The 23,961-nt window shown below is 33.9% G+C and carries 20 protein-coding genes; 14 read left to right on the top strand and 6 right to left on the bottom strand.

Annotated elements, in window-relative coordinates; genetic code table 11:
* Positions 1-36: 36 nt before the first annotated feature.
* From PXD56_RS05970 to PXD56_RS05945, 6 genes are read right to left on the bottom strand one after another with little or no spacing between them, the layout of a single operon-like run.
* The gene (locus PXD56_RS05970; protein ID WP_276492404.1) at positions 37-2,217 is read right to left on the bottom strand and encodes a B12-binding domain-containing radical SAM protein; all 2,181 of its coding nucleotides are present in this window, start codon (positions 2,215-2,217) and stop codon (positions 37-39) included.
* Positions 2,218-2,276: 59 nt separating this feature from the next.
* Positions 2,277-2,786, bottom strand: a complete 510-nt coding sequence (locus PXD56_RS05965) for a hypothetical protein (RefSeq protein ID WP_276492403.1) — start codon at positions 2,784-2,786, stop codon at positions 2,277-2,279.
* A 40-nt stretch (positions 2,787-2,826) separates the two neighbouring features.
* On the bottom strand, positions 2,827-3,771 hold the full coding sequence (locus PXD56_RS05960; protein WP_276492402.1) for a tRNA dihydrouridine synthase: 945 nt from the start codon (positions 3,769-3,771) through the stop codon (positions 2,827-2,829).
* Between the two features lie 7 nt (positions 3,772-3,778).
* Positions 3,779-4,843, bottom strand: a complete 1,065-nt coding sequence (locus PXD56_RS05955; RefSeq protein ID WP_276492401.1) for a flavin monoamine oxidase family protein — start codon at positions 4,841-4,843, stop codon at positions 3,779-3,781.
* A gap of 27 nt (positions 4,844-4,870) precedes the next feature.
* Positions 4,871-5,386 carry a DinB family protein gene (locus tag PXD56_RS05950; protein ID WP_276492400.1) on the bottom strand — a complete coding sequence of 172 codons (516 nt, stop codon included), beginning with the start codon at positions 5,384-5,386 and terminating at the stop codon, positions 4,871-4,873.
* A 27-nt stretch (positions 5,387-5,413) separates the two neighbouring features.
* Positions 5,414-6,151, bottom strand: a complete 738-nt coding sequence (locus PXD56_RS05945; protein WP_276492399.1) for a CDP-alcohol phosphatidyltransferase family protein — start codon at positions 6,149-6,151, stop codon at positions 5,414-5,416.
* Between the two features lie 393 nt (positions 6,152-6,544).
* Here PXD56_RS05945 and PXD56_RS05940 point away from each other — a divergent pair, with 393 nt between their 5' ends.
* The 14 genes from PXD56_RS05940 (at position 6,545) to PXD56_RS05875 (ending at position 23,527) form a co-directional block, all read left to right on the top strand.
* On the top strand, positions 6,545-9,997 hold the full coding sequence (locus tag PXD56_RS05940) for a pyruvate carboxylase (RefSeq protein WP_276492398.1): 3,453 nt from the start codon (positions 6,545-6,547) through the stop codon (positions 9,995-9,997).
* 175 nt (positions 9,998-10,172) lie between these two features.
* On the top strand, positions 10,173-11,357 hold the full coding sequence (locus PXD56_RS05935; RefSeq protein WP_276492397.1) for a lipoprotein N-acyltransferase Lnb domain-containing protein: 1,185 nt from the start codon (positions 10,173-10,175) through the stop codon (positions 11,355-11,357).
* Positions 11,358-11,372: 15 nt separating this feature from the next.
* Positions 11,373-13,244: an ABC-F family ATP-binding cassette domain-containing protein gene (locus PXD56_RS05930; RefSeq protein ID WP_276492396.1), complete on the top strand. Its 1,872-nt coding sequence runs from the start codon at positions 11,373-11,375 to the stop codon at positions 13,242-13,244.
* 154 nt (positions 13,245-13,398) lie between these two features.
* Positions 13,399-13,659 carry a hypothetical protein gene (locus tag PXD56_RS05925; RefSeq protein ID WP_276492395.1) on the top strand — a complete coding sequence of 87 codons (261 nt, stop codon included), beginning with the start codon at positions 13,399-13,401 and terminating at the stop codon, positions 13,657-13,659.
* A 367-nt stretch (positions 13,660-14,026) separates the two neighbouring features.
* The gene (locus tag PXD56_RS05920) at positions 14,027-14,287 is read left to right on the top strand and encodes a hypothetical protein (RefSeq protein WP_276492394.1); all 261 of its coding nucleotides are present in this window, start codon (positions 14,027-14,029) and stop codon (positions 14,285-14,287) included.
* Between the two features lie 146 nt (positions 14,288-14,433).
* Positions 14,434-14,928 carry a hypothetical protein gene (locus PXD56_RS05915; RefSeq protein ID WP_276492393.1) on the top strand — a complete coding sequence of 165 codons (495 nt, stop codon included), beginning with the start codon at positions 14,434-14,436 and terminating at the stop codon, positions 14,926-14,928.
* A gap of 30 nt (positions 14,929-14,958) precedes the next feature.
* Entirely contained in the window at positions 14,959-15,108 is a 150-nt protein-coding gene (locus PXD56_RS05910; RefSeq protein WP_276492392.1) for a hypothetical protein, read from the top strand.
* Between the two features lie 72 nt (positions 15,109-15,180).
* Positions 15,181-15,756: a cob(I)yrinic acid a,c-diamide adenosyltransferase gene (locus PXD56_RS05905; protein WP_276492391.1), complete on the top strand. Its 576-nt coding sequence runs from the start codon at positions 15,181-15,183 to the stop codon at positions 15,754-15,756.
* A gap of 133 nt (positions 15,757-15,889) precedes the next feature.
* On the top strand, positions 15,890-16,114 hold the full coding sequence (locus PXD56_RS05900; protein WP_027064442.1) for a DUF2795 domain-containing protein: 225 nt from the start codon (positions 15,890-15,892) through the stop codon (positions 16,112-16,114).
* 203 nt (positions 16,115-16,317) lie between these two features.
* On the top strand, positions 16,318-19,677 hold the full coding sequence (secA, locus tag PXD56_RS05895; protein WP_276492390.1) for a preprotein translocase subunit SecA: 3,360 nt from the start codon (positions 16,318-16,320) through the stop codon (positions 19,675-19,677).
* 313 nt (positions 19,678-19,990) lie between these two features.
* Positions 19,991-21,211, top strand: a complete 1,221-nt coding sequence (locus PXD56_RS05890) for a sensor histidine kinase (protein ID WP_276492389.1) — start codon at positions 19,991-19,993, stop codon at positions 21,209-21,211.
* A gap of 199 nt (positions 21,212-21,410) precedes the next feature.
* Entirely contained in the window at positions 21,411-21,914 is a 504-nt protein-coding gene (locus PXD56_RS05885; protein WP_276492388.1) for a GbsR/MarR family transcriptional regulator, read from the top strand.
* Between the two features lie 413 nt (positions 21,915-22,327).
* Positions 22,328-22,711, top strand: coding sequence for a hypothetical protein (locus tag PXD56_RS05880; RefSeq protein WP_276492387.1), 384 nt, complete (start codon positions 22,328-22,330; stop codon positions 22,709-22,711).
* 210 nt (positions 22,712-22,921) lie between these two features.
* Positions 22,922-23,527: a hypothetical protein gene (locus tag PXD56_RS05875; RefSeq protein ID WP_276492386.1), complete on the top strand. Its 606-nt coding sequence runs from the start codon at positions 22,922-22,924 to the stop codon at positions 23,525-23,527.
* The last annotated feature ends 434 nt before the right edge of the window (positions 23,528-23,961 follow it).

Below are 23,961 nucleotides of genomic sequence, written 5' to 3'. Positions count from 1 at the left end.
AAAGCTCGCGTAGGATATTTCATCGCGAGTTTTTTTTTATAGCACTAACAGTCCGTAGTCACGCAAACCCGTTACTTGCTTAGAATACCAAAAAAGCTCAAAATCTGCTAACTGGGATTCATAATCTTTTTTTAACTGACCGTAACTTAAGGGTTTATTCTCAGGTTTTAATTGTTCTAGTATAGATAACAACCATTCTCCTTTATCCTTTTCTACTGTTATCTCATACAAATCAGTATTGGTATGAAAACCCAGTTCTAGTTGCTGCCAAGTCATACCTTTTTTCTTCTTAACACGTTCATTTGTCAATGGCATAGGGCCAATCCATGCAATTTTAGCGGTTGACTTTGTACTCAATACCAACTCTTGTTGTAGGCAATTGTATATATAGTCTGCGGATATGGTTGATGGCGGAATCTTAAAATCGAACCATTCTTGCAAACTCATATCAAAACCGATACCGTGCATAAAATTGAAGAGCGATTTCTTTAATCCGAAGCTGAACTTACTATGATCAACTCCCGTTTTATCTTTAAAATCAATATCATTGTTTGCAAAGGTAATATCTTTTAAATCTGGCATTACTCCGTATTCCTCAGGTTGTAACCCAACCGGACTGTGAGCCGTTAATGCGAATTGATGCCAAAACCCAGATTGTATGATTCCCAACTCAAACAACTGACGCACCATTTCTAAACTATCAACTGTTTCTTGAACCGTCTGTGTTGGGTAGCCGTACATTAAATACGAATGCACCATGATATTAGCTTCGGTAAAATTTCGCGTTACTTGTGCAACTTGTTCTACTGTTACCCCTTTATCAATTAATTTTAGCAATCGGTCTGATGCCACTTCCAATCCGCCAGAAACCGCAATACAGCCTGATGCCTTTAATAAGAAACATAAGTCTTGCGTAAAATTTTTCTCGAAACGAATATTCGTCCACCACGTAATGGTTAAATTTCTTTTCAAAACTTCTAGGGCAAATGCCTTCATTAATGATGGCGGTGCAGCTTCATCTACAAAATGAAATCCTGATTCTCCTGTTTGTTCCATCAACGTTTCTACACGATCTACCAACAAACTAGCGGTTACAGGTTCATATATTTTTATATAATCTAAAGAGATATCGCAAAAAGTACATTTACCCCAATAACAACCATGAGCCATGGTGAGCTTATTCCAACGACCATCGCTCCACAAGCTATGCATTGGGTTGGCAATTTCAATAACAGAAATGTAGTTGGTTAATTGCAAATCAGAATAATCTGGCGTACCAACATCTTGCTGCTTGTAATCTGGTCTAATACTATCATTCTTATAAACGACTTTATTATCCTCTAAGATAAAAGCACGTTTTAACTCCCCTTCCCCATTCATAACATACTGATGCACTAATTCTAACGGAAGCTCACCATCATCAAGGGTAATAAAATCAAAGAATTCAAAGACGCGAACATCTGTAAGACTTCGTAGTTCCGTATTTGGGAATCCGCCACCCATGGCAATTTTCACTTCAGGATAATTAGCCTTTATAAACTGGGCACAGCGAAAAGCACTATATAAATTACCAGGAAAAGGCACTGAAAAACACACCAATTTAGGTTGTATTTCTTCTAGTTGTTCTTGTAAAATCTCTAGTGTTAATTCATCAATAAACGTAGGTTCTTCATTCAAGTGATTATACAATTCATCAAATGAATTTGCACTACGTCCAAGTCTTTCTGCATATCTACTAAACCCAAAATTGGGATCAATACATTCTATTATAAAATCTGACAAATCTTCAAGATACAAAGTTGCCAAATGCTTGGCTTTATCTTGCATACCCATATTCCCAAAAGCCCATTCTAAATCATCTAACTGCTCAAAACGAGAAGCTTGTGGCAAAAAATTATCAGTACACAATTGCCTTGCCAAGGTGTCATTTTTCCCTTGTAAAAAAAGAATAACAGCATCTAACGTTTTTAAGTAATCATTACGAAGGGCATAAATTCTTTGGCAATTTTCAGACACTATAGCATCTGCAGAAAAAGCCATATCAAAAAGTTGCTGAAACGTATTTTTAGTAAAAAGTGATAAAATAACCTCAATCCCTAAATCGGACTGAAATGAGGAAATATCTTTTGTATTCAAAAACCCTTTAATATAGGCCGTTGCGGGATACGGCGTATTTAATTGGGTAAAAGGTGGAGTTATTAAAAGAAGGTCTTTCACACGGGTGTTTTAGAACAATGCTGCAAAGATAACTGTTCCCCTATTCATTATTCAATATCTCACGCACCGCCTGTTACTATGTTAGTTGATTTCTGTATACTTTTTGCAAACTTCTGTAAAGTGCGATAATTTTCTGCACGATCCGGTAAAAATGAAAAAAACTTTTTTTCAATACTTACTATAATAGCATCTGGTGTTTTATTAACTGTCAGAATAGAATCTGAAAATTTTCGTTCAAATTGAACCTTCAATTTATTCTCCGTATTCTCAATAATTTCCAAGTCCAATAATGGATTTTTAATCATTTCATAAAATTGATTCCAATTTTCCTTAGTGTTCTCTAATTTCAAACTGTGCTTAGATTCTAAAAAATCTTCATAAGCAATATCATTAAACTTTTCATAATCAAAAAGTTGCCAAAAAGTAAGACCGAATGCTCCCACAAACCCCACAATCAGGAAAAAAATCCAATCATCGAGATTAAATTGACTACTTAAGATTCCAAAAGCCAAACAAAATGGAAAAAACATGAACATTTTTAATAAAAACTTGGTGGTTTTGTTTTGCATATCAGAATATTAAATGAATTATACTAATATAAGAAAAATCTCACTTGTTATTCAATATCTCACGCACCGCTTGTTGATAAGCCCTAGGATTGTTAGCTTTTTTTATTTTCTTAAATGCCTTATGCGGATTGGAAGTAGACAATGCAAAATACTCCCAAAAACCACGCATTTTCATTTTTATAGGTGTGGGTCCAGATAATGCCTCGTCATATTGCTGATAGATAGTATCATGAAATTCCGAGAAAATTTTCCAACGGTCTTTTGGGTATTCAGTAGTATTATTCTTAATCATACTAGGTAGAAATGGGTCGGCAATTAATCCTCTACCCATCATAAAATGATCAATACTAGGAAAACGCTCCTTCATTTCCTTAAACTTAGCAACGGTTGTTATATCGCCATTATAGAACAAAGTATGCTTAGTACTCTCTATACATTTTTGGAATGCATCTAAATCTACTCCCCCTTTATATAATTGTTTGCCAATACGTGCATGAATAGCTATATTCTTTAACGGGTATTTATCTAGAATAGGGAAAACATCTAATATTTCTTCTGCATTTTCATAACCCATTCGCATTTTCATAGAAATCACCGCATCTGTTTCATCGTGAGCTCGTTTTAAAATATGGTCAATTTTTTCTGGATTACAAATGAGTCCGCTACCCATACCCTGCTTCGTTACCATTGGGTAAGGACAACCTAAATTCCAGTTCAGCTCTTTGTAGCCTAAACTCTGAATATACTTTACAACAAATAAGAACTCATCAGCATCGCCGGTCATTACCTGCGGTATCACTTCTAAAGTGGTATTATTCTCTGGCTGTAAATCTTTCTGGTACGAGTTTTTAATAACCATTTTTCCATTCAAACGAATGTATGGCGCATAGAATGTATCAATACCTCCAAAATATTTATGGAATGCATTTCGAAATCTAAAATCGGTAAAACCCTGTAATGGGGATGATAATAAGGTAACTGACATGTATGTTTTACTGCGTTAGGTGCAAACTTTTCAATTTTGCAACAACAGATTCAGCTGCAAAAATAGCGCCTTCCATGTAACCAGAGTGATGTTTTGATGTTTCTGCACCAGAAATAAACAATTTATTAGCAAACAAAGGCTCTTGATATAATGCATGCCCGCCATTTTGATGCGGAAACAAATTAGCTACCTGCCTGTTAGATTTTGTAAACTCTTCATCATACCAAGTTGTTTCATGATATGATTCATATTGCAAAGCTTCTTCTCCAAAAACCATTTTCAATTGCGCTTCAATCTTCTCTATGCGTTGTTCTTTGGTAAAACGAGCACAACTACCAGATGCAAATCCGACAAGTGCGTACGACTCATTATCCAAATTAGATTGATCATAGAATTCTGTCAACGGACCAACATTGCTAAATATGGTACCTGACTTTCCTTGATCTCTCCAAAATGGCTTCCCGTATGTTAAGGCAACTTTTATGGAGTCTTGCATCCAAGTGTAGGTTTGTTCTGCCAATGCAATGAAATCATTTGGTAACGCCGGAGAAAATTCTATTTGGTCTATTAATGCTGCAGGTGGCAATGTCGTAATAACAATATCGGCATTTAATTTGCGTGAATTGGTTTTTACCTCAGTATTGTTATTAAGCACATTTACCTCGTTAACCACTTCGTTTAAAAAGATAGTATTTGGTTTTAATTTAGCAGCGATAGAATTTAGTAAATCTACCGTACCATTTTTAAAGCGATAGCTAGGGCTATTGTTTGGCACTGTAATTTCTTGAGGTGACACATTTGAAAATGTTTGAAAATAAGTGGTACCGGTCATAAATTGTTCAAAATAAGGAACCTTGAATTCTTCTACGATATCCAATAAATGAAAATGATTATCATTAAACCATGTAGCGCCCATTTCAACTTTAGCGTTACCCGATCGTAAAGTATGTATTCTACCACCAATTCTATCACGTGCCTCTAACACTTTGACATCAAAACCTAATTCTTGTAAACGATATGCGGATAATAAACCCGTTAATCCTGCGCCGATAATAACTACCGATGTATTCATACGCTAATAAATACTGATTAAAAAAAATTATAAAGTCTTTGATTGCAGTACGCTAGCCGTCACCAATAACTGACCAATATGTCTTTGGCTATGCTCTGCCGCATGAAATAGAAGTCCGATTACAGTAGATGGTAACTTCTTTCTACCCACTGCTCTTTTTTCGGTAAGCGAAGATTCTGGCAATGTTTTAAAGTATGCTATAGCTTCGGCAACCTTTGTCGAGAATTGATTTTGCAAGTCGACCACTTCGGTGTTTAAATTAAAAGCACCTTCCTTTTTTAGGAATTGAAATTGCTCATCTGATAAAGATTCACCCTTAGCATAGGTCAACATTCTATCTAGTACACCTGTAATATGATTCATATGAAACCCAACAGAAGCTCTACCAGACGTTTTTGCCCATAAAAGTTCTTTAGGAAAATCAGCAGTATACGCTTTAAGTTCTTTTTCAGACTGTAATAATGCGTGAGCAGCAGGTTGTAGTAAATCTGGAACACCTTGTATAGGTCCGCTCAACCAAAATTCATATTCTTCATTTTTCATAGTAGTACTACCTAAATAATGCTATGTTTAAAGTCTCTCTTGTATCACTGAACTTACTACATAAAACAGAATTATTATAGGTATCGCCATGAATTTCATGGTAACGATAAGCACTAGACTAATAATTAAAAAAATATAACGCATGGCATTATCCTTAAAACTAGTATTCTTGAATTTTAATGCAAATAGCGGCAAATTGGCATTTAGCAAATAGGCACTTACCAACGTTAATATGATCAAGAACCATTGATTAAGAATTAAGCTATTGAGAAAATCATTGTTTTGATATAAAAGTATGAGAGGTAAAGAAAGTATTAAAAGTGCATTTGCAGGGGTCGGTAAACCGATAAAGGAAGACGTCTGATTTTCATCTATATTGAATTTCGCCAAACGATAACCGGATGCCATTGTAATTATAAACCCTAAAAACGGAATTAAATGTATGACCTGAAACTTACCAGCTTCCATAAAAAAGTGAGAACCATCTCCCCATCCGCTAGTTTGTGACATTGATAATAATTGGAACATAACAATACCAGGCACAAGCCCACTAGTAATCATATCTGCCAGAGAGTCTAATTGCAAACCCAATTCACTTTTAACATCTAAAACACGAGCCGCCAATCCGTCAAAAAAATCAAAGAAAATACCTAACGCTACAAATATGGCAGCAAGTTCTAACCTGTTCATAACGGCAAACATGGTAGCCACACAGCCACAGAAAACATTTAATAAAGTAATAAAATTAGGAATATGCTTTTTCATAATAGTCGGTCTAAAATCATAATTTCAAAAAGGAAAAATACCTCATCTCAATTATTGCTCTAAATTAATATAATTATATGGTGCTGGTGGTATTCTGACCTAAAAAGCGCTTAGACCATCTATATTCTTTAAACCGCTAGAAGTTATCCATTGAAATTAGCGGAGTACAACAATCAAAATTACAACCACTTAAGTATATGGTATTGAAATATAAACTACCTTTTAGAGGGTCATATCACAAATTAGTTCTTAAATGAAAAATATTATGCATGCATAGTATTGTTTAGTTGATATTTTAGAATTAAATTATAGCCTTTGTAACAATTTCAGATAAAAATTAAAGTTTTATAACAAATAGTCATAAATACTAACCATTAAATACATTGCCAAAAAATGAAGATTAAAAAGGTTTTAGTAGCCAACAGAAGTGAAATTGCAATTCGTGTATTACGTGCCTGTACAGAGCTAAACATAAAAACAGTTGCTATTTACACTTATGAAGATCGCTATTCTCAACACCGAAACAAAGCCGATGAATCTTACCAAATTGGTGAAGATAATCAGCCATTAAAACCTTATTTAGACATTCCGCAAATTATAGCTTTGGCGAAGGCTAAAAATGTAGATGCCATACACCCAGGCTACGGTTTCTTATCTGAAAATTCTGAATTCGCAAGACAATGTGCTGCTAACGATATCATTTTCATTGGTCCAGATCCAAAAGTGATGGACGCTCTAGGAGATAAGATTACCGCTAAGAAAGTTGCGGTAAAATGTAACGTTCCTATTATTGAAAGCAATAAGAAAAAATTGACTTCGCTTAAAGTTGCCCTGACCGAAGCGGCAAGCATAGGTTACCCAATAATGCTAAAAGCTGCCTCAGGTGGTGGCGGTCGTGGTATGCGAATCATTAGAAAAGATGAAGATCTTGAAATGAATTTTGATTCTGCTAGAAACGAAGCATTAAATGCTTTTGGCGATGACACTATGTTTCTTGAGAAATATGTAGAAGACCCAAAGCACATTGAAGTACAAATTGTGGCGGATAATCACGGTAACATTCGCCATTTACATGAGCGCGACTGTTCTGTACAACGCCGTCACCAAAAGGTGGTAGAAATAGCGCCTTCACATAATGTTAGTGAAGAAGTAAAACAGAATCTTTACAAATATGCCGTTGACATTGCCAAAGAGGTAAACTATAACAATATTGGAACGGTAGAATTTTTAGTAGACCCTAATGACAACATTTACTTTATTGAAGTAAACCCAAGAATACAAGTAGAACATACGGTTACTGAAATGGTTACCGGTATTGACTTGGTAAAAACTCAAATATTCGTCGCAGGAAATTATAAATTAGACAGTCAGCAGATTAAAATATTTGGTCAAGAAACGATTGCTACCTATGGTTTTGCATTACAATGTCGTTTAACTACAGAAGATCCAGGTAACAATTTTACCCCAGATTACGGTACGGTAACTACATATAGAAGTGCATCAGGTATGGGAATTCGTTTAGATGCCGGTAGTATATACCAAGGGTATCAAGTGAGTCCGTTCTTTGATTCTATGTTGGTAAAAGTATCATCTCACGGTAGAACACTTGACGGTGCCACTCGTAAAATGGTACGTGCATTAAAAGAGTTTAGAATTAGAGGTGTTGAAACCAATATTCATTTCTTGCAGAATGTCATTCAGCATCCTACGTTCAAAGATGGAAAGGTAACGGTGAATTTTATACAGAACACTCCTGCCCTATTTGATATAAAACTTTCGCAAGACAGAACCTCAAAGGTGGTGAATTTTCTTGCCGAAGTTATCGTAAACGGTAATTCTGATGTAAAGCATATTGATGAAAGTAAAGTTTTCAGAAATGCCAAAGTACCAAAATTCAATCCGCTAGAACCACATACCAAGGGAACAAAAGATATGCTGACCGAAATGGGTCCAGAGAAATTTTGTGCTTGGTTAATGGATGAAAAGAAAATTCATTATACAGACACCACCATGCGCGATGCGCATCAATCTCTTTTAGCTACGAGAATGCGTACGTATGACATGTTACGTGTTGCCGAAAGTTATGCTAAAAATCACCCAAACACTTTTAGTATGGAAGTTTGGGGAGGTGCTACTTTTGACGTTAGTATGCGCTTTTTGCACGAGAGTCCGTGGACGCGATTACGTGAACTTAGAAAAGCGGTACCCAATATATTATTTCAAATGCTACTTCGTGGATCAAACGGAGTAGGTTACAAAGCATACCCTGATAACTTAATTGAAAAATTCGTTGAGAAATCTTGGGAGAACGGCGTAGATATCTTCAGAATTTTTGATTCGCTCAACTGGGTAAAAGCAATGGAACCTAGTATTAATTATGTACGTAATAAAACTGGTGGTATTGCAGAAGCAGCTTTGAGCTATACGGGAGATATTCTAGATGTAAACAAAACCAAGTACAACCTAAAATACTACACTCAGCTTGCAAAAGACTTAGAAAATGCCGGTGCACATATGATTGCCATCAAAGATATGGCAGGTCTTTTAAAGCCTTATGCCGCCACAGAATTGGTCACAGCATTAAAAGACACGGTAAAGCTACCTATTCATTTGCATACGCATGACACCTCATCATTACAGACAACAACTTACTTAAAGGCAATTGAAGCCGGTGTAGATGTGGTAGATGTAGCATTAGGCGGATTATCTGGATTAACGTCACAACCCAATTTTAATTCGGTTGTAGAAATGATGAAGGGACAGCCAAGAGCACATGAGTTTGATATGCCAAAGCTGAATCAATTTTCTAACTACTGGGAAGATACTAGAGAGTTGTATTACCCGTTTGAATCCGGATTAAAATCTGGTACTGCAGAAGTATATGGTCATGAAATTCCGGGCGGACAGTATTCTAATCTGCGTCCGCAAGCAACAGCATTGGGTCTTGGTGACCGATTTGATGAAGTTAAGAAAATGTATGCCGATGTCAATAAACTTTTTGGAAACCTGATCAAAGTAACCCCGAGTTCTAAAGTAGTTGGCGACATGGCAATTTTTATGGTAACCAATGAACTTACCACAGAAGATATAATGACACGTGGAGAGGAAATATCTTTTCCTGATTCTGTTATTAGCTTCTTCATGGGAGATTTAGGTCAGCCCGTTGGCGGATTCCCTAAAAAGCTTCAAAAAATCATTCTTAAAAACAAAAAGCCGTACACGAACAGACCAAATGCACATTTAGCACCAACAGATTTTGACAAAGAATTTAAAGCCTTTAAAAAGAAGTTTCAAAAAGGATTTACACGTGCCATAGAAATGGAAGATTTCCTTTCATATACGCTATACCCTAAAGTATTTGAGCAAGCACATGAGAATTATAAACTTTACGGAAACTTAGCTTTGGTACAAACAAAGCATTTCTTCTACGGTATGAAACTACGTGAAGAAACCTTAATAGAATTAGAACCGGGTAAAACGGTAATTGTAAGGCTACTTTCTGTAGGGATACCAAATGAATTAGGTATGAGAACCGTTTTCTTTCAGGTAAACGGGGAGAATAGATTCGTAAATGTTTTAGATACTTCTTTAAATCTAAAAATTGAAGAAAACGAAAAGATTGATCCGGCAAACGATGATCAGATTGGAGCGCCATTACAAGGTTCTTTATATAAGGTTTTAGTCAAAAAAGGTCAAGAGGTAAAAGAAAACGACCCTTTATTTGTTATTGAAGCCATGAAAATGGAAACTACGGTAACCGCTTTTAAGTCTGGTAAAGTAGACTCAATTAGCTTAAAAGAAGGTAGTATGGTAAAGCAAGATGATTTGGTTGTCACCATTTCATAAATTCTAAATTTCTTTTTATCACATATTCATAAAGCCACCTAATTTAGGTGGCTTTTGTTTTATTTGACCTGTAGTACAACCAAATCACCATCTTTTACAAAAAATTTAAAAAATCCAACCTGCTTCAAGTCTGTTATTATTCGCATCTTTGCAGCTGCTATGAACTAGTAAAGATATGTTCAGAAAAATCACATTTCTTTTAGTACTCCTTTTCACTGCATTTTTGGCTCACGCTCAAAATGCACAACTTTCGCCATTATCAAAAATCAGTTTACTTACTGTTGGTACAGGTGAAGATTTAGCAGCCAAATTTGGGCATAGTGCCATTCGCTTACAAGACCCAACATTAGGCATTGATGAAGTATACGGCTACGGCACCTATGATTTTGAAGACCCGAACTTCTACTTGAATTTCACCCGCGGTAAACTATCCTATACCATTTCTAGAATTCCGTTCAAATATTTTGAATACTCTTACCAACAAGAAAAACGGTGGATAAGAGAACAAGTATTAGACGTCAATTTAGAACAACGTAATAGTATTGTCACCTACTTAGAAAACAACTTGTTACCTGAGAACAAGAAGTACAAGTATGATTTTCTGTTCGATAATTGCGCCACAAGAATACCAACGGTGTTCGAAAAAACTTTGGGGAACACATTCAAATTCGATTACAGCCATTTAAAAGAGCAATTAACGTTTAGGGAGTTAATTCGGTTAAAACTGAATCCGAATTCATGGTCCAATTTTGGTATTGACCTTGCGCTAGGCTCTGTAATAGACAGAGAAGCATCTCCATATGAGCATTTATTCTTACCCATTTATGTGTATGAACAAATGAAACATACCACTTTAGATGGCAAACCGATAGTTAAAAAAGAGACGGTATTATTAGACATACCAGAACAAGAGGACAGGTCATTACTATTTTTAACTCCGTTATTTTGGCTTAGTATAATATTGCTATTCGTCTGTTATATCACCTATAACGATTACAAAAATTTACGTAGAAATAAATGGTTAGACTTTGGGCTTTTTGCTGTCACCGGGTTAGCAGGTGTACTTATATTATTCCTATGGTTTGCAACAGATCACTTAGCTACCAAAGCCAATTTTAATTCACTTTGGGCATTTGCTCCAAATATAATAATCGCATTTATGATGATTAAGAGGCAGATTCCGGCATGGATGATAACTTACATCATATTCTTAACCATATTACTTGGTATCACTTGTATGCTGTGGATATTTAAAATTCAAGTGTTTTCCATATTATTAATCATCGTTTTACTAGCATTAGCTATTCGTTATTTGTATCTCATATATTATTTTAAGAGTAAAAAAATAACCGATAAATAAAATAAGTTACCCTACATGAATTTACTTACCGTTGAAAATATTTCGAAAGCCTATGGCGAACATGTTCTTTTTGACAACCTCTCTTTTGGTATCAATAAAGATCAAAAAATTGCCTTGATCGCTAAAAACGGTACAGGAAAAACATCTATTCTTAATATTCTGTCTGGTGCAGATACACCAGATAGCGGGCAAGTAAATTACCGTAAATCTATACGTGTATCCTTCTTGGCACAAGAGCCTAAAATGGACCCTAACTTAACTGTTGAGGAAACCATTTTTGCATCTGACAACGAAGTTTTACAAGTCATCAAAAACTATGAAAAGGCACTTTTAAATATAGAAGAGGCAGATGCCTATCAAAAAGCATTTGAAGCAATGGACCGTTTTGAAGCTTGGGATTTTGAAACGCAATACAAGCAAATTCTATATAAACTAAAGTTAGATGATCTAAATGCCAAGGTGGGTAAACTTTCTGGCGGGCAAAAAAAGCGTTTAGCATTGGCAAATGCCCTTATCAACAAACCAGATCTTTTGGTCTTAGATGAACCTACCAACCATTTAGATTTAGAAATGATTGAGTGGTTAGAAGAGTTTTTTGCCAAAGAGAACATGACCTTATTCATGGTAACACACGATCGTTACTTTTTAGAGCGTGTTTGTAATGAAATTATAGAACTAGAAAACGGGAAGTTATATCCTTATAAAGGAAACTATTCTTACTATTTAGAAAAGAAAGAAGCCCGTATAGAGCAAGAAGCGGTAGAACAGCATAAAACAGAATTATTATTTAAAAAGGAATTAGATTGGATGCGCAGACAACCAAAAGCGCGTACTACCAAATCTAAATCTAGAATAGATGATTTCGCTGTCATAAAAGATAAGGCAAGCCAACGCAGAAAAGACCACCAAGTTCAGTTAGAACTGAACATGGAGCGTATGGGTAGCAAAATTCTTGAACTACATAAAATTTCAAAAGCTTTCCCCAACAAACCAATTCTTGACAAATTTGAGTATGTATTTCAAAAAGGAGAGCGTATTGGTATTATAGGAAAGAACGGAACAGGTAAATCAACTTTTTTGAATATATTAAGTGGTCGTGACCAGCCTGACAGCGGTAAAGTTGTTGTGGGGGAAACTATCAAGTTTGGGTACTATACACAGAAAGGTATTGAAATAAAAGAAGGACAAAAAGTAATAGATGTAATTCGCGAGTTCGGTGACTACATTCCATTAATGAAAGGCAGACAGATTTCTGCACAGCAATTATTGGAGCGTTTTCTATTCGATAGAAAAAAGCAATATGATTTTGTAGATAAATTAAGTGGTGGTGAGCGCAAGCGACTTTATTTGTGTACCATATTAATACAGAATCCTAATTTCTTAATATTAGATGAACCTACCAATGATCTAGATATTGTTACACTAAACGTATTGGAAAGTTTCTTAATGGATTTTCAAGGATGTTTAATGGTGGTTTCTCACGACCGTTACTTTATGGATAAAATCGTAGATCACCTATTTGTATTTAGAGGTGATGCTGTGGTAGAAGATTTTCCTGGTAACTATTCTGACTACAGAGCTTATGAAGATAGTCAGATTTTAGAAAAAAGAGAGCAAAAAGAAGCACAAACTACCACCAAGACCAATTGGAAAGAACCAGATGCTTCACCAAAAATATCTTACGCAGAGCAGCAAGAGTACAAAAAACTGGAAAGAGAGATTCAGAAATTGGAAAAATCTAAAATAACACTACAAGAGAAATTCACTGATAGTTCTTTAAGTGGCGATGATATTAAAAAGCTTTCCATTGAGCTTAAAGAGATTACAGATGCCATTGAAACCAAAACAGAACGTTGGTTTGAACTGTCTGCCCTTATGGAAGGTTAACCCTCATTACAGCATACACACTTCACAATTTTAAGATTCATAAAAATAATAGACGAATGATTTTTACCATTCGTCTATAGTTAAATGACGCCCAACGACGAGCGACAAAATATGTTTGGTCTTGCCTGTACTTTAGCAGTGTAAAACAAATAGTATGAAATCAATTATTCTTTTAACCGCTCTTTTCTTCACATGTTTCTTCGCTCAGGCACAAGCTAACAATGAGAATGTTTCTGTAAAAATAGAAACTGCACAAGTAGAGATGGTTCAGTCAATTGAAAGTAATGATATTATTGTTCCAACAATTGAAACTAAAAACACAATCGAAGTTGCTAGATTATACAAGAACAAAAACAACAGAGTAATCAAAGCTTTAAAATTCTCAACTAAAATGAACAGCGCTAAACTTTCTTAATACAATAATTCAATTCCCTTTTCGCCCCACATCTTACCTACCCCACTTTCTTACCATTACCTACTTTTTAAGTTCAAGTTCAGGAATCAAATACAAACTCAAAAGTCAAATTCAATTCAAAAAACTATTCAACCCTATAACCCACATGCTATCAATAGCTAGCTTATCACTTTAACTAAAGCTGTCAACACCAATACTTACGGTTATTGAGCTACCTACCGGATTCCGAATCTAATTAATTTTTCATCTTATCTCATTTTAAAAACCGAAACCTATTTACCATTCGTCTACAGTTAAATGACGCCCACCGACTAGTGCTCAAATATGTTTGACCTTACCTGTACTTTAGCAGTGTAAAACAAATATTATGAAATCAATTATTCTTTTAACCGCTCTTATCTTCACATGTTTCTTCGCTCAGGCACAAGCTAACAATGAGAATGTTTCTGTAGAGATCGAAACTGCACAAGTAGAGATGGTTCAGACAATTGAAAGTAATGATATCGTTGTTCCTACAATTGAAACTAAAAACACAATTGAGGTTGCTAGATTATACAAGAACAAAAACAACAGAGTTATCAAAGCTTTAAAATTCTCAACTAAAATGAACAACACTAAACTTTCTTAATACAGTAAATCATTTCCCTTTTCGCCCCACATTTTACCTACCACATTACTTACCATACTTACTTTTAAACACAAAGTCAAATTCAAAAATCAAACTTAAGTTCACAGACAATCTTTACTTTTGATATAAAATTGAAAAAGTAACCAGTGTTTCGTTTTATATCTTTTATTAAATTTCTATTAACCTCAAATAATCAGCACGGTGTTCATTCTCCATTTGTGTATGATTACATTACTAAGTGTCTCTATCTAAAAAAAGAATTAAAGCTTCCGGCAACCTTAAAGGTTATCATAAAAAGTATAGGCTACTTTGAGTACAAATCAGTTTTTCTTGTGGACAATTATAAAACATCCCAAGAAATTATAAAGCAACATTGTAATAATATAACCTTCGTTGAAAACAATGCCGATATCATCTTAGCTCATATTAATGAACTAGATAAAATAAATATAGACTTCAGTAAACTACCAAACGACTGCATGCTACTTTTAGACGGAATACATCAAAACAAAAACAATAAAGTAATTTGGGAATATCTTAAAACTCATGAACATGTTAGGGTTACTATAGATATGTTTTATTGTGGAGCTGTATTTTTTAGAAAAGAACAAGTAAAGGAACATTTTAAAATACGGATATAAACCAGTAATTTTAGACTAAAGCAAATCTTAATGAGCAGTAATACCATTTACATTACCCTTGGGGTCGTATTCGCTATATATTTAGCTATTCGCATTACCAGTAAAGGAAAATCCAAAGACCGAAAATCACAAAAATTCATGGGTGATTATGAAAGAAAAAATAAAGGTAATAAGGAATAAAAGCCAAGCCATTATTTTAAACATTCATGTTAACCACAGTTTTACCTTTACTACTTTCTAACATTCATTAAGATGAAAATATATACTAAAACAGGTGATGATGGCACAACCGGACTCTTTGGAGGCACACGTGTTCCTAAACATCATATACGCATTGACAGTTATGGTACTGTAGATGAACTTAATTCTTGGATTGGACTCATAAGAGATCAAGATATTGACCCTATTTACCAACATCAGCTCATTGCAATACAGGAACATTTATTTACAGTTGGTGCTATTTTAGCTACCAACCCAGAAAAAGAGATGCTTAAAAATGGTACAGAGCGTTTAAAAATAACGAAAGTAGGTACTACCGAAATCAACTTTTTAGAAGAAGCCATTGATCAAATGGATTCGCAATTACCACAAATGACCCATTTTATTTTACCTGGCGGGCACACAACAGTGTCATACTGTCATATTGCCCGTACCGTGTGCAGAAGAGCAGAACGCATTTCAACTTTATTACACCAAAATGAGCCGTTTGACAAAAATGTATTATCTTTTATAAATAGGCTTTCAGATTATCTCTTTGTATTGGCACGAAAATTGTCATTTGATTTACAAGCAAATGAAATAAAATGGGTTCCTAAAAAAAAGGACTAATAAATCCGTAATTTATTCGTTATCAATTAACAAATGCAAAAAAACGTATTGATAAGCTGAAATTTATTACTAATTTCTTTGCTGTCTCAATTTAAAAATTACTTTTGCAAAAAATTAAAATCAAAAAATTACTATGTATTGGACATTAGAATTAGCATCTTATTTAAGTGATGCACCTTGGCCGGCAAGTAAAGATGAGTTAATAGATTACTCCATCAGAACTGGAGCCCCTCTAGAGGTTGTTGAAAATTTACAATCTATGGAAGAAGAAGGTGGCGAAATATATGAATCTATAGAAGAGATCTGGCCCGACTATCCAACGGAAGAAGACTACCTCTGGAACGAGGACGAATATTAATATTCGATATCATAATATCTACTAAAAAGTCTCTTCGGAGGCTTTTTTTTTATGTAATTTTGACAGGTTCTTAGGTAATTTGGTCGAAAAATCAAGACTGGAATACCTTTTGCTCTTTAACAGCATCGATAATAAAATATTTTGAAAGCTATTTTGATCATCATATCTGACAGAAAAGCTTCAATTCTAATAGATTAAAATATATGAGTTTCATTAATTCCATCCTAAAGGCATTTGTTGGTGATAAATCGCAAAAAGATGTAAAGGAATTGCAGCCTTTAGTAGATCAAATAAAATCTTTCGAATCTAAATTGGAAAACCTTAGTCATGATGAACTTAGGCAGAAAACAATAGAGTTCAAAAAGGCTATCAAAGAATCTATCAAAGAAAAAACTGACCAAATCAGTGCTTTAGAAGAAGAGGTTAAAAACTCTACAGATATAGACAAAAACGAAGATATTTATACAGAAATAGATAAGCTAAAAGAAGAAGCATATACTATATCTGAAGATACGTTGAACAAAATACTTCCAGAAGCATTTGCCGTTGTAAAAGAAACTGCCAAGCGTTTTGCAAATAACGAAACCTTACAAGTGACAGCATCTGAATATGACAGAACTTTGTCAGGTACTAAAGACTATGTTACTCTTGAAGGCACCAATGCCATTTGGAAAAATTCTTGGGATGCTGCCGGCAAGGAAGTTACTTGGGACATGGTACATTATGATGTACAACTTATTGGTGGTATTGCCATGCACCAAGGTAAAATTGCAGAGATGCAAACAGGTGAAGGTAAAACCCTAGTTGCAACACTACCCTTATACTTAAATGCATTAAGTGGTAACGGTGCACATTTGGTAACCGTAAATGATTACTTGGCAAAAAGGGATAGTGCTTGGATGGCACCTATTTTTCAATTTCATGGTTTAACAGTAGATTGTATAGATTACCACAGACCAAATTCTGATGGTAGACGTGCTGCTTACAATGCAGATATTACATACGGAACAAATAATGAATTCGGTTTTGATTACCTAAGGGATAATATGGCGCACACACCAAAAGATTTGGTACAACGCCCACATAACTATGCCATGGTTGATGAGGTCGATTCTGTTTTGGTCGATGATGCCCGTACACCATTAATCATTTCAGGTCCGGTTCCAGAAGGGGATCGTCATGAGTTTAATGAGTTAAAACCAAAGGTTGACGAAATCGTAAGAAAGCAACGTCAGCATTTAACGGGAGTTTTAGCAGAGGCTAAAAAACTAATAGCAGAAGGTGACACTAAAGAAGGTGGCTTCTTATTATTAAGAGTATATAGAGGTTTACCTAAAAATAAAGCATTAATTAAATTCTTAAGTGAAGAAGGAGTAAAACAACTGCTTCAAAAAACAGAGAATTATTACATGCAAGACAACAACAGGGAAATGCCAGTTGTTGATGAAGATCTATTGTTTGTAATCGATGAGAAGAACAATCAAATTGAATTGACCGATAAAGGGGTTAATTATATTTCTGGCGAAAATGACAAAGACTTCTTTGTGATGCCAGATATTGGTGGAGAAATTGCCAAAATTGAAAATCAAAATCTTGAAATTGAAAAAGAAGCAGAACTTAAAGAAGAGCTTTTTAAAGATTTCACGATTAAGAGTGAGCGTATTCATACCATGAGCCAATTATTAAAGGCATATACCTTATTTGAAAAGGATACCGAGTATGTGGTAATGGATAATAAGGTAATGATTGTAGATGAGCAGACCGGTCGTATTATGGATGGTCGTAGATATTCTGATGGATTGCACCAGGCAATAGAAGCGAAAGAGAATGTAAAAATCGAAGCATTGACACAAACTTTTGCAACGGTTACTTTACAGAACTACTTTAGAATGTACAGCAAACTTGCGGGTATGACAGGTACAGCTGTTACAGAAGCTGGTGAATTCTGGGAAATCTATAAGTTAGATGTTATGGAAATTCCTACTAACAGACCAATCGCTAGAGAAGATAAAAATGATCTTATCTATAAAACAAAAAGAGAAAAGTACAATGCCATTATAGAAGAAGTTACCAAAATAAGTCAAGCAGGTAGACCTGTATTGATTGGTACTACTTCTGTAGAAATATCAGAATTGTTATCTAAATTATTGAGTGTTCGTAAAGTACCACACAACGTACTGAATGCAAAACTTCATAAGAAAGAAGCAGATGTAGTTGCTGAAGCCGGTAATGCCGGTGTTGTAACCATTGCAACGAACATGGCAGGTCGTGGTACGGATATTAAATTGTCTGATGCTGTTAAGAAAACTGGCGGACTAGCAATTATTGGTACAGAAAGACATGATTCTCGTCGTGTAGATAGACAATTACGTGGTCGTTCTGGTCGTCAAGGAGATCCAGGTAGTTCTCAATTCTATGTTTCTTTGGAAGATAACCTAATGCGTTTATTCGGTTCTGACAGGGTTGCTAAGATGATGGATAAAATGGGCTTGGAAGACGGTGAAGTTATTCAGCATAGCATGATGACAAAATCTATTGAACGTGCTCAGAAAAAAGTTGAAGAGAACAATTTTGGTGTACGTAAGCGTTTACTGGAGTATGATGATGTTATGAACGCACAACGTGAAGTTGTATACAAAAGAAGACGCCATGCATTACAAGGCGAGCGTTTAAAGCTAGATATCGCCAATATGGTCTATGATACCTGTGAGGTTATCGTAGAAAGCAATAAAGCTGCCAGTGACTATAAGAATTTAGAATTTGAATTGATCAAATACTTCTCTATCACTGCTCCTGTGGATGAAGCTGAGTTTGGTAAATTATCTGCTCAAGAAATTACCGGCAAAATTTACAAAGCTGCATACGAGCATTATAATGATAAGATGGAGCGTAATGCTGCAGCGGCATTCCCGGTAATTAAAAAGGTACATGAAGATAATGCCAATAACTTTGAGCGTATTGTAGTTCCTTTTACTGACGGAATAAAAAGCTTGAATGTAGTAACAAACCTTCAAGAAGCTTATGATAGTAACGGTAAGCAATTGATTACCGATTTTGAGAAAAACATCTCATTGGCTATTATAGATGATTCGTGGAAAACACATTTACGTAAAATGGATGAGTTGAAGCAATCAGTACAATTAGCGGTTCACGAGCAAAAAGATCCTTTATTAATTTATAAGTTCGAGGCATTTGAGCTTTTCAAATCTATGATTGAGAAAGTGAACAAAGATGTTGTCTCTTTCTTGTTCAAAGGTGAATTACCTTCAGAGAACCCTAATGCTATTCAAGAAGAAAGAAATGTTCAACGTAAAGAGAATTTACAGACAACAAAAGAAGAAATTCCTAATAGCGATGAGTTGGCGGCTCGTAGTAGAGCAGTAAGTCAAAATCAAGCTGAACGCCCTGCGGTCACTGAAACAATTACCAGAGAACAGCCAAAAATTGGAAGAAACGAACGCGTTACCATTAAAAATGTAATGAGTGGAGAAAGTAAAACGGTAAAGTTTAAACAAGCCGAACCACTTTTACAAAATGGCTCATGGGTTTTAACTCAAGACTAAAACAAAGTTTATATCATTTAAAAAAAAGGCATCTTAACAGATGCCTTTTTTATTCATAACATCTAACAATCTATTAATTAACGAAATAGAAGCTAATTAAATTCTTAATAAATTTTTAAGAATATTCACAAAATAGATTCATTAACAAATGATTTAATATTTTTAACCATTATTTATGGCAAAAAAATATATAATTCAGAAAAATTTTAATTGTATTTTTCATACTTATCTAGAAAATACTAGCATAATGATAAAAACATAATTAGATTTACAATACGTAATTTGTATATTTTCTAGTACCTAAACAATATCTATGCCCGGATTTACCATTGACAAAGAACGTCTTCAGGATAAAACCAAACTATTTTTAAGGGTAAATTATACCACAAGCATTATCTCCATCCTATTTGGAGCTTTATGCTATTTCTTTTTGAACATAACTGAAATCATACCCTTTGCACTTACCGGCTTTGCTATTTTAAATATTATCAATTTACTTTATTTCAGATCCCATAAAAATATAGTACCCACTTTTAATTTTTCATCAATTATTGGTTTAATTACCGCTGTGGTGGTGACGGTTTATAGTGGTGGAATTCATAGTCCGTTTATATTCATGATCCCGTTAATTGCCTTTGGCGGATTTATAAACAGTACAAGATATGGTAGAGTATATTTTAATATCATAACTATACTTATTCTTTTAGTTTTCACTCAATCTATACCTGAGTTACGTATCACGGAGAATTTAGTTCCTGAAGAAACAAGCTCTGTATTTAGTTTAGTATCCATTTTATTTGCTGTATTCATTTTAGGGAACACCTTAGGCAAAACACTGCTTAAAACATATAACGCCATGTACAAATCTAAAAGGGCATTGGCAAATCAAGTACACGAAAAAGAAAATCTTTTAAAAGAAGTTCACCATAGAGTAAAAAACAACCTTCAGACAGTTTCTAGTTTATTAAGCTTACAATCTAGAAATATAGAAACAGGACCAATGAAAGGTTTATTGAAAGGTACCCAAAATAGGGTAATTGCAATGGCCATGGTGCATGAAATGTTGTACATGCGTAATGATATCAGCCATATTGAATACAAATCATATGTATTAGAATTAGGTGAATATTTAATTAAATCAATAAAAGGGAATGAAAACAATGTCAGTTTAAAAATTGATATTCCTGATATAAAATTGGGTATAGATACTGCAATTCCTTTAGGTCTTTTAATTAACGAAACTTTGACCAATGCTTTAAAATATGGCATTGAGAGTGATAACGTAGGTGAAATCAGTATTAAACTTCAAAAAGATACTGAACAGGAAAATTGCTATATTTTGGAAATTGGTGATAATGGCATAGGCTTCCCTGAAACTATTAACCATAAGAATACAAAGTCTTTAGGTTTAAAATTAATTCACAATCTTACGCGACAATTACGTGGAACTATAGAACGTGATAATTCTAAGAAAGGAACTAATTATATTATCAAGTTTCAAGAAATTAAGCAACAATTATCTCCCGTTGCTTAATACAACATCGCTTCTAAATATTGAATTCTTAATCAAACTTAAAAGGTAGAATTTAGTTCTGAAATTTATTTGACATGTAAAACCATGACTGATAAAGGATGGTTATTTGTTTTATATTGATAAGTAAAGTAACGTGTAATTTCACGAAATAAAGTTTCAATAATTTCTGAAAGTTTAATAATTTTTATATATTTGAATCATGGAATTTAAAGAAGCTAAAACAAAATACATTCAAACTTGGGGAGCACTAGGTTCTCAATGGGGAATAAATAAAACGATGGCACAAATCCATGCTCTATTAATGATTTCAACCGAAATATTATCAATAGAAGAGATAATGGATGAACTTCAAATTTCACGAGGAAATGCATCTATGAATATTAGATCTCTTATCGATTGGGGTATTGTTTTTAAAGAATCAAAAACTGGTGAAAGAAAAGAGTTTTTTAGTGCAGAAAAGGACTTGGATAAATTGGCTGTTACCATTGCGCGAGAACGTAGTAAAAGAGAGATTAAACCTGCATTAAGAATTTTAAAAGAGGTTTCTTCGATTAAAACGAATTCATCAAACGTTGAAAAACAATTTATTGAACAAACCGAGAAACTTTATGCCTTTGTGTTAAAAGCGGACAATGTTTTAGATAAGGTTACCCAATACAAGGAAAATTGGTTGAGTAAATTAATTATAAAACTTGTTAAGTAAAAAAAAAAAAATAATTCAAAGTTTCAATTATTTCTGAAACTTCAATAATAAAAGTGAATGAACTTAAATATCATTGGATATGGAATATACTTAACCCTAACTACGATTATTATATATCGAGTTGGAAACATATGCTACAATAACGGTAACATATTCATTAAGAACCTATTGAAAAAGGATATTGAATTATCAATTCAAATAAACAAACTATTATTAATCGGGTATTATCTATTAAATATTGGCTACTCAGCAATTACAATTATCCAATGGAATAAAATTAATACCGAATTGATACTGATTGAAACGATTTCAAAAAAAATATCTATAATAATTCTAACTATTTCTATACTCCATTATTCTAACATTTATCTAATCAAAAAATTCATTCATAAATTAACTTAATTTAAAAAATTATGACCACTACAAAAATTTTAATCGGTTATGCAATTTATTTACCAATAGCAATACTCCTAACGTTATATGTTTCTAAAACGTTATTCAAGAATGGAAGAATATATATGCTAGACATATTTCAAGGTCGAGAAGACATTGCACTTGCAACAAATAAATTATTTGAAACAGGGTTCTATTTATTAAATATAGGATTTGCTCTTCTTATTTTAGAACTTCAATTAACAACTAATAATTATCAAGAATTAATTGAAAAGCTAACTTATAAAATTGGAGGTTTTTCCATATACTTGGGAATTATGCTGTTTATCAATCTATTTTTATTCTTTCGCGGGAAAAAGAAATCAATTACCAATAAAAAACAAACTACACACAACAACGTATAAAATTTATTATTGGTTTTAGCTTGTTTACGAAAGTCCTCGCGAACTTTCTATCTGTGATTTATTTGCTAAGTTTAGTGCTTAAATCAAACAGTTAATCTTATACAAACACGTTGTAATCAATAGCTCCAAAACAAATTACTAAGTAAAAGTGTGAACAACATTATTTTCATTTATTCGTTTTAAAAACCTCTAACCAATTTTAAAAAAATAATGCAAAAAACAATTCTATTCTTTGTACTTGGAATTTTGAGTTTCAACTTCAGTAATTCCCAAGATTATTATGTGGTCGAAAAAGATACAATTCACTGTGAAAATTTAAATTATACACGAACAGCACAGGGCTATCTAAAAAATATAACTTACAAGAAAGAAGACGGAACCGAAATTAAAATAAAGGAAAAGAAAATTCTTAGAAACGTTACAACCTTATTCATAAACGAGATTTCGATTGATAGAGTACCCTTAAAACCTAGCAAGCCAGATAAATATGTGCGATATTTATTAAGGTCCGTTGACGGAAAAATAAAAACCTATTCAAATGACACCTATAGGCCTACGACTTCAACAAAATATACCCCAGGGAGTCCGTTTGGGGATTTTAAAGAAGGTGGAAGCAAAATGGATTCTTACCATTACACTATTAAAATGCCTAATGGGGGCTGGTATGACATCAGAAAAAAGAAAAACATGAATAACATCATTAAACCATTTCTTTTAAAATGTGAAGCATTTAAAAAGGAGTACAAAGGTGATTATAATGCTGGTGAAGCACGATTTAATGAAACTATTGAGCTCTATAATTCATTGTGCCAATAGCTAAGGTATATTTGCTCTGCGCAGATGCTAGCCTATGAATAGTGAAACGCAATGGCAAGAACTGTCTATGAAAAAAATATAATAATTTATAAGTATGCTTTCGATAGCAAAAATAGCTCCTCAAATAATTTCCATATTCCAACCCTGATTTTTTAACTTGTGAAAATTGCTAACTGTTGCGCAGATGGAATTCAATCGGGCGGATAAATACGGAAACGGAATGGAAACATGCTTACTCAAACGTGTCGCTACAGATTACAACAAAGCCTATATTCAATCCAGATTCAAGGGCTTTTCGCCAAGGTCTGTGTATATTTATAAGGTCGCCAAATTTTTAAATTTGGCTAATTTATAAGAGAAAAGTAATTAGAAAATTTGGCTTGTGCTAATCAAAAATGAAATTGCTTATTTTATGCACAACGTTTCATTTACAA

The sequence above is a fragment of the Maribacter zhoushanensis genome (genome assembly GCF_029350975.1).
Taxonomy (GTDB): Bacteria; Bacteroidota; Bacteroidia; order Flavobacteriales; family Flavobacteriaceae; genus Maribacter; species Maribacter zhoushanensis.
The sequence above is the reverse complement of the archived record's forward strand: the minus strand, read 5'-3'. Positions and strand labels throughout refer to the sequence as shown.

Excerpts from the sequence above, each read along its gene's own strand:
- PXD56_RS05950 (WP_276492400.1), bottom strand. The coding sequence starts at position 5,386 with ATGAAAAATGAAGAATATGAATTTTGGTTGAGCGGACCTATACAAGGT.
- PXD56_RS05905 (WP_276492391.1), top strand. The coding sequence starts at position 15,181 with ATGAAAATATATACTAAAACAGGTGATGATGGCACAACCGGACTCTTT.
- PXD56_RS05880 (WP_276492387.1), top strand. The coding sequence starts at position 22,328 with ATGACCACTACAAAAATTTTAATCGGTTATGCAATTTATTTACCAATA.
- PXD56_RS05955 (WP_276492401.1), bottom strand. The coding sequence starts at position 4,843 with ATGAATACATCGGTAGTTATTATCGGCGCAGGATTAACGGGTTTATTA.
- PXD56_RS05920 (WP_276492394.1), top strand. The coding sequence starts at position 14,027 with ATGAAATCAATTATTCTTTTAACCGCTCTTATCTTCACATGTTTCTTC.
- PXD56_RS05930 (WP_276492396.1), top strand. The coding sequence starts at position 11,373 with ATGAATTTACTTACCGTTGAAAATATTTCGAAAGCCTATGGCGAACAT.
- PXD56_RS05945 (WP_276492399.1), bottom strand. The coding sequence starts at position 6,151 with ATGAAAAAGCATATTCCTAATTTTATTACTTTATTAAATGTTTTCTGT.
- PXD56_RS05875 (WP_276492386.1), top strand. The coding sequence starts at position 22,922 with ATGCAAAAAACAATTCTATTCTTTGTACTTGGAATTTTGAGTTTCAAC.
- PXD56_RS05960 (WP_276492402.1), bottom strand. The coding sequence starts at position 3,771 with ATGTCAGTTACCTTATTATCATCCCCATTACAGGGTTTTACCGATTTT.
- secA (WP_276492390.1), top strand. The coding sequence starts at position 16,318 with ATGAGTTTCATTAATTCCATCCTAAAGGCATTTGTTGGTGATAAATCG.
- PXD56_RS05940 (WP_276492398.1), top strand. The coding sequence starts at position 6,545 with ATGAAGATTAAAAAGGTTTTAGTAGCCAACAGAAGTGAAATTGCAATT.
- PXD56_RS05885 (WP_276492388.1), top strand. The coding sequence starts at position 21,411 with ATGGAATTTAAAGAAGCTAAAACAAAATACATTCAAACTTGGGGAGCA.
- PXD56_RS05900 (WP_027064442.1), top strand. The coding sequence starts at position 15,890 with ATGTATTGGACATTAGAATTAGCATCTTATTTAAGTGATGCACCTTGG.
- PXD56_RS05890 (WP_276492389.1), top strand. The coding sequence starts at position 19,991 with ATGCCCGGATTTACCATTGACAAAGAACGTCTTCAGGATAAAACCAAA.
- PXD56_RS05935 (WP_276492397.1), top strand. The coding sequence starts at position 10,173 with ATGTTCAGAAAAATCACATTTCTTTTAGTACTCCTTTTCACTGCATTT.
- PXD56_RS05925 (WP_276492395.1), top strand. The coding sequence starts at position 13,399 with ATGAAATCAATTATTCTTTTAACCGCTCTTTTCTTCACATGTTTCTTC.
- PXD56_RS05965 (WP_276492403.1), bottom strand. The coding sequence starts at position 2,786 with ATGCAAAACAAAACCACCAAGTTTTTATTAAAAATGTTCATGTTTTTT.
- PXD56_RS05910 (WP_276492392.1), top strand. The coding sequence starts at position 14,959 with ATGAGCAGTAATACCATTTACATTACCCTTGGGGTCGTATTCGCTATA.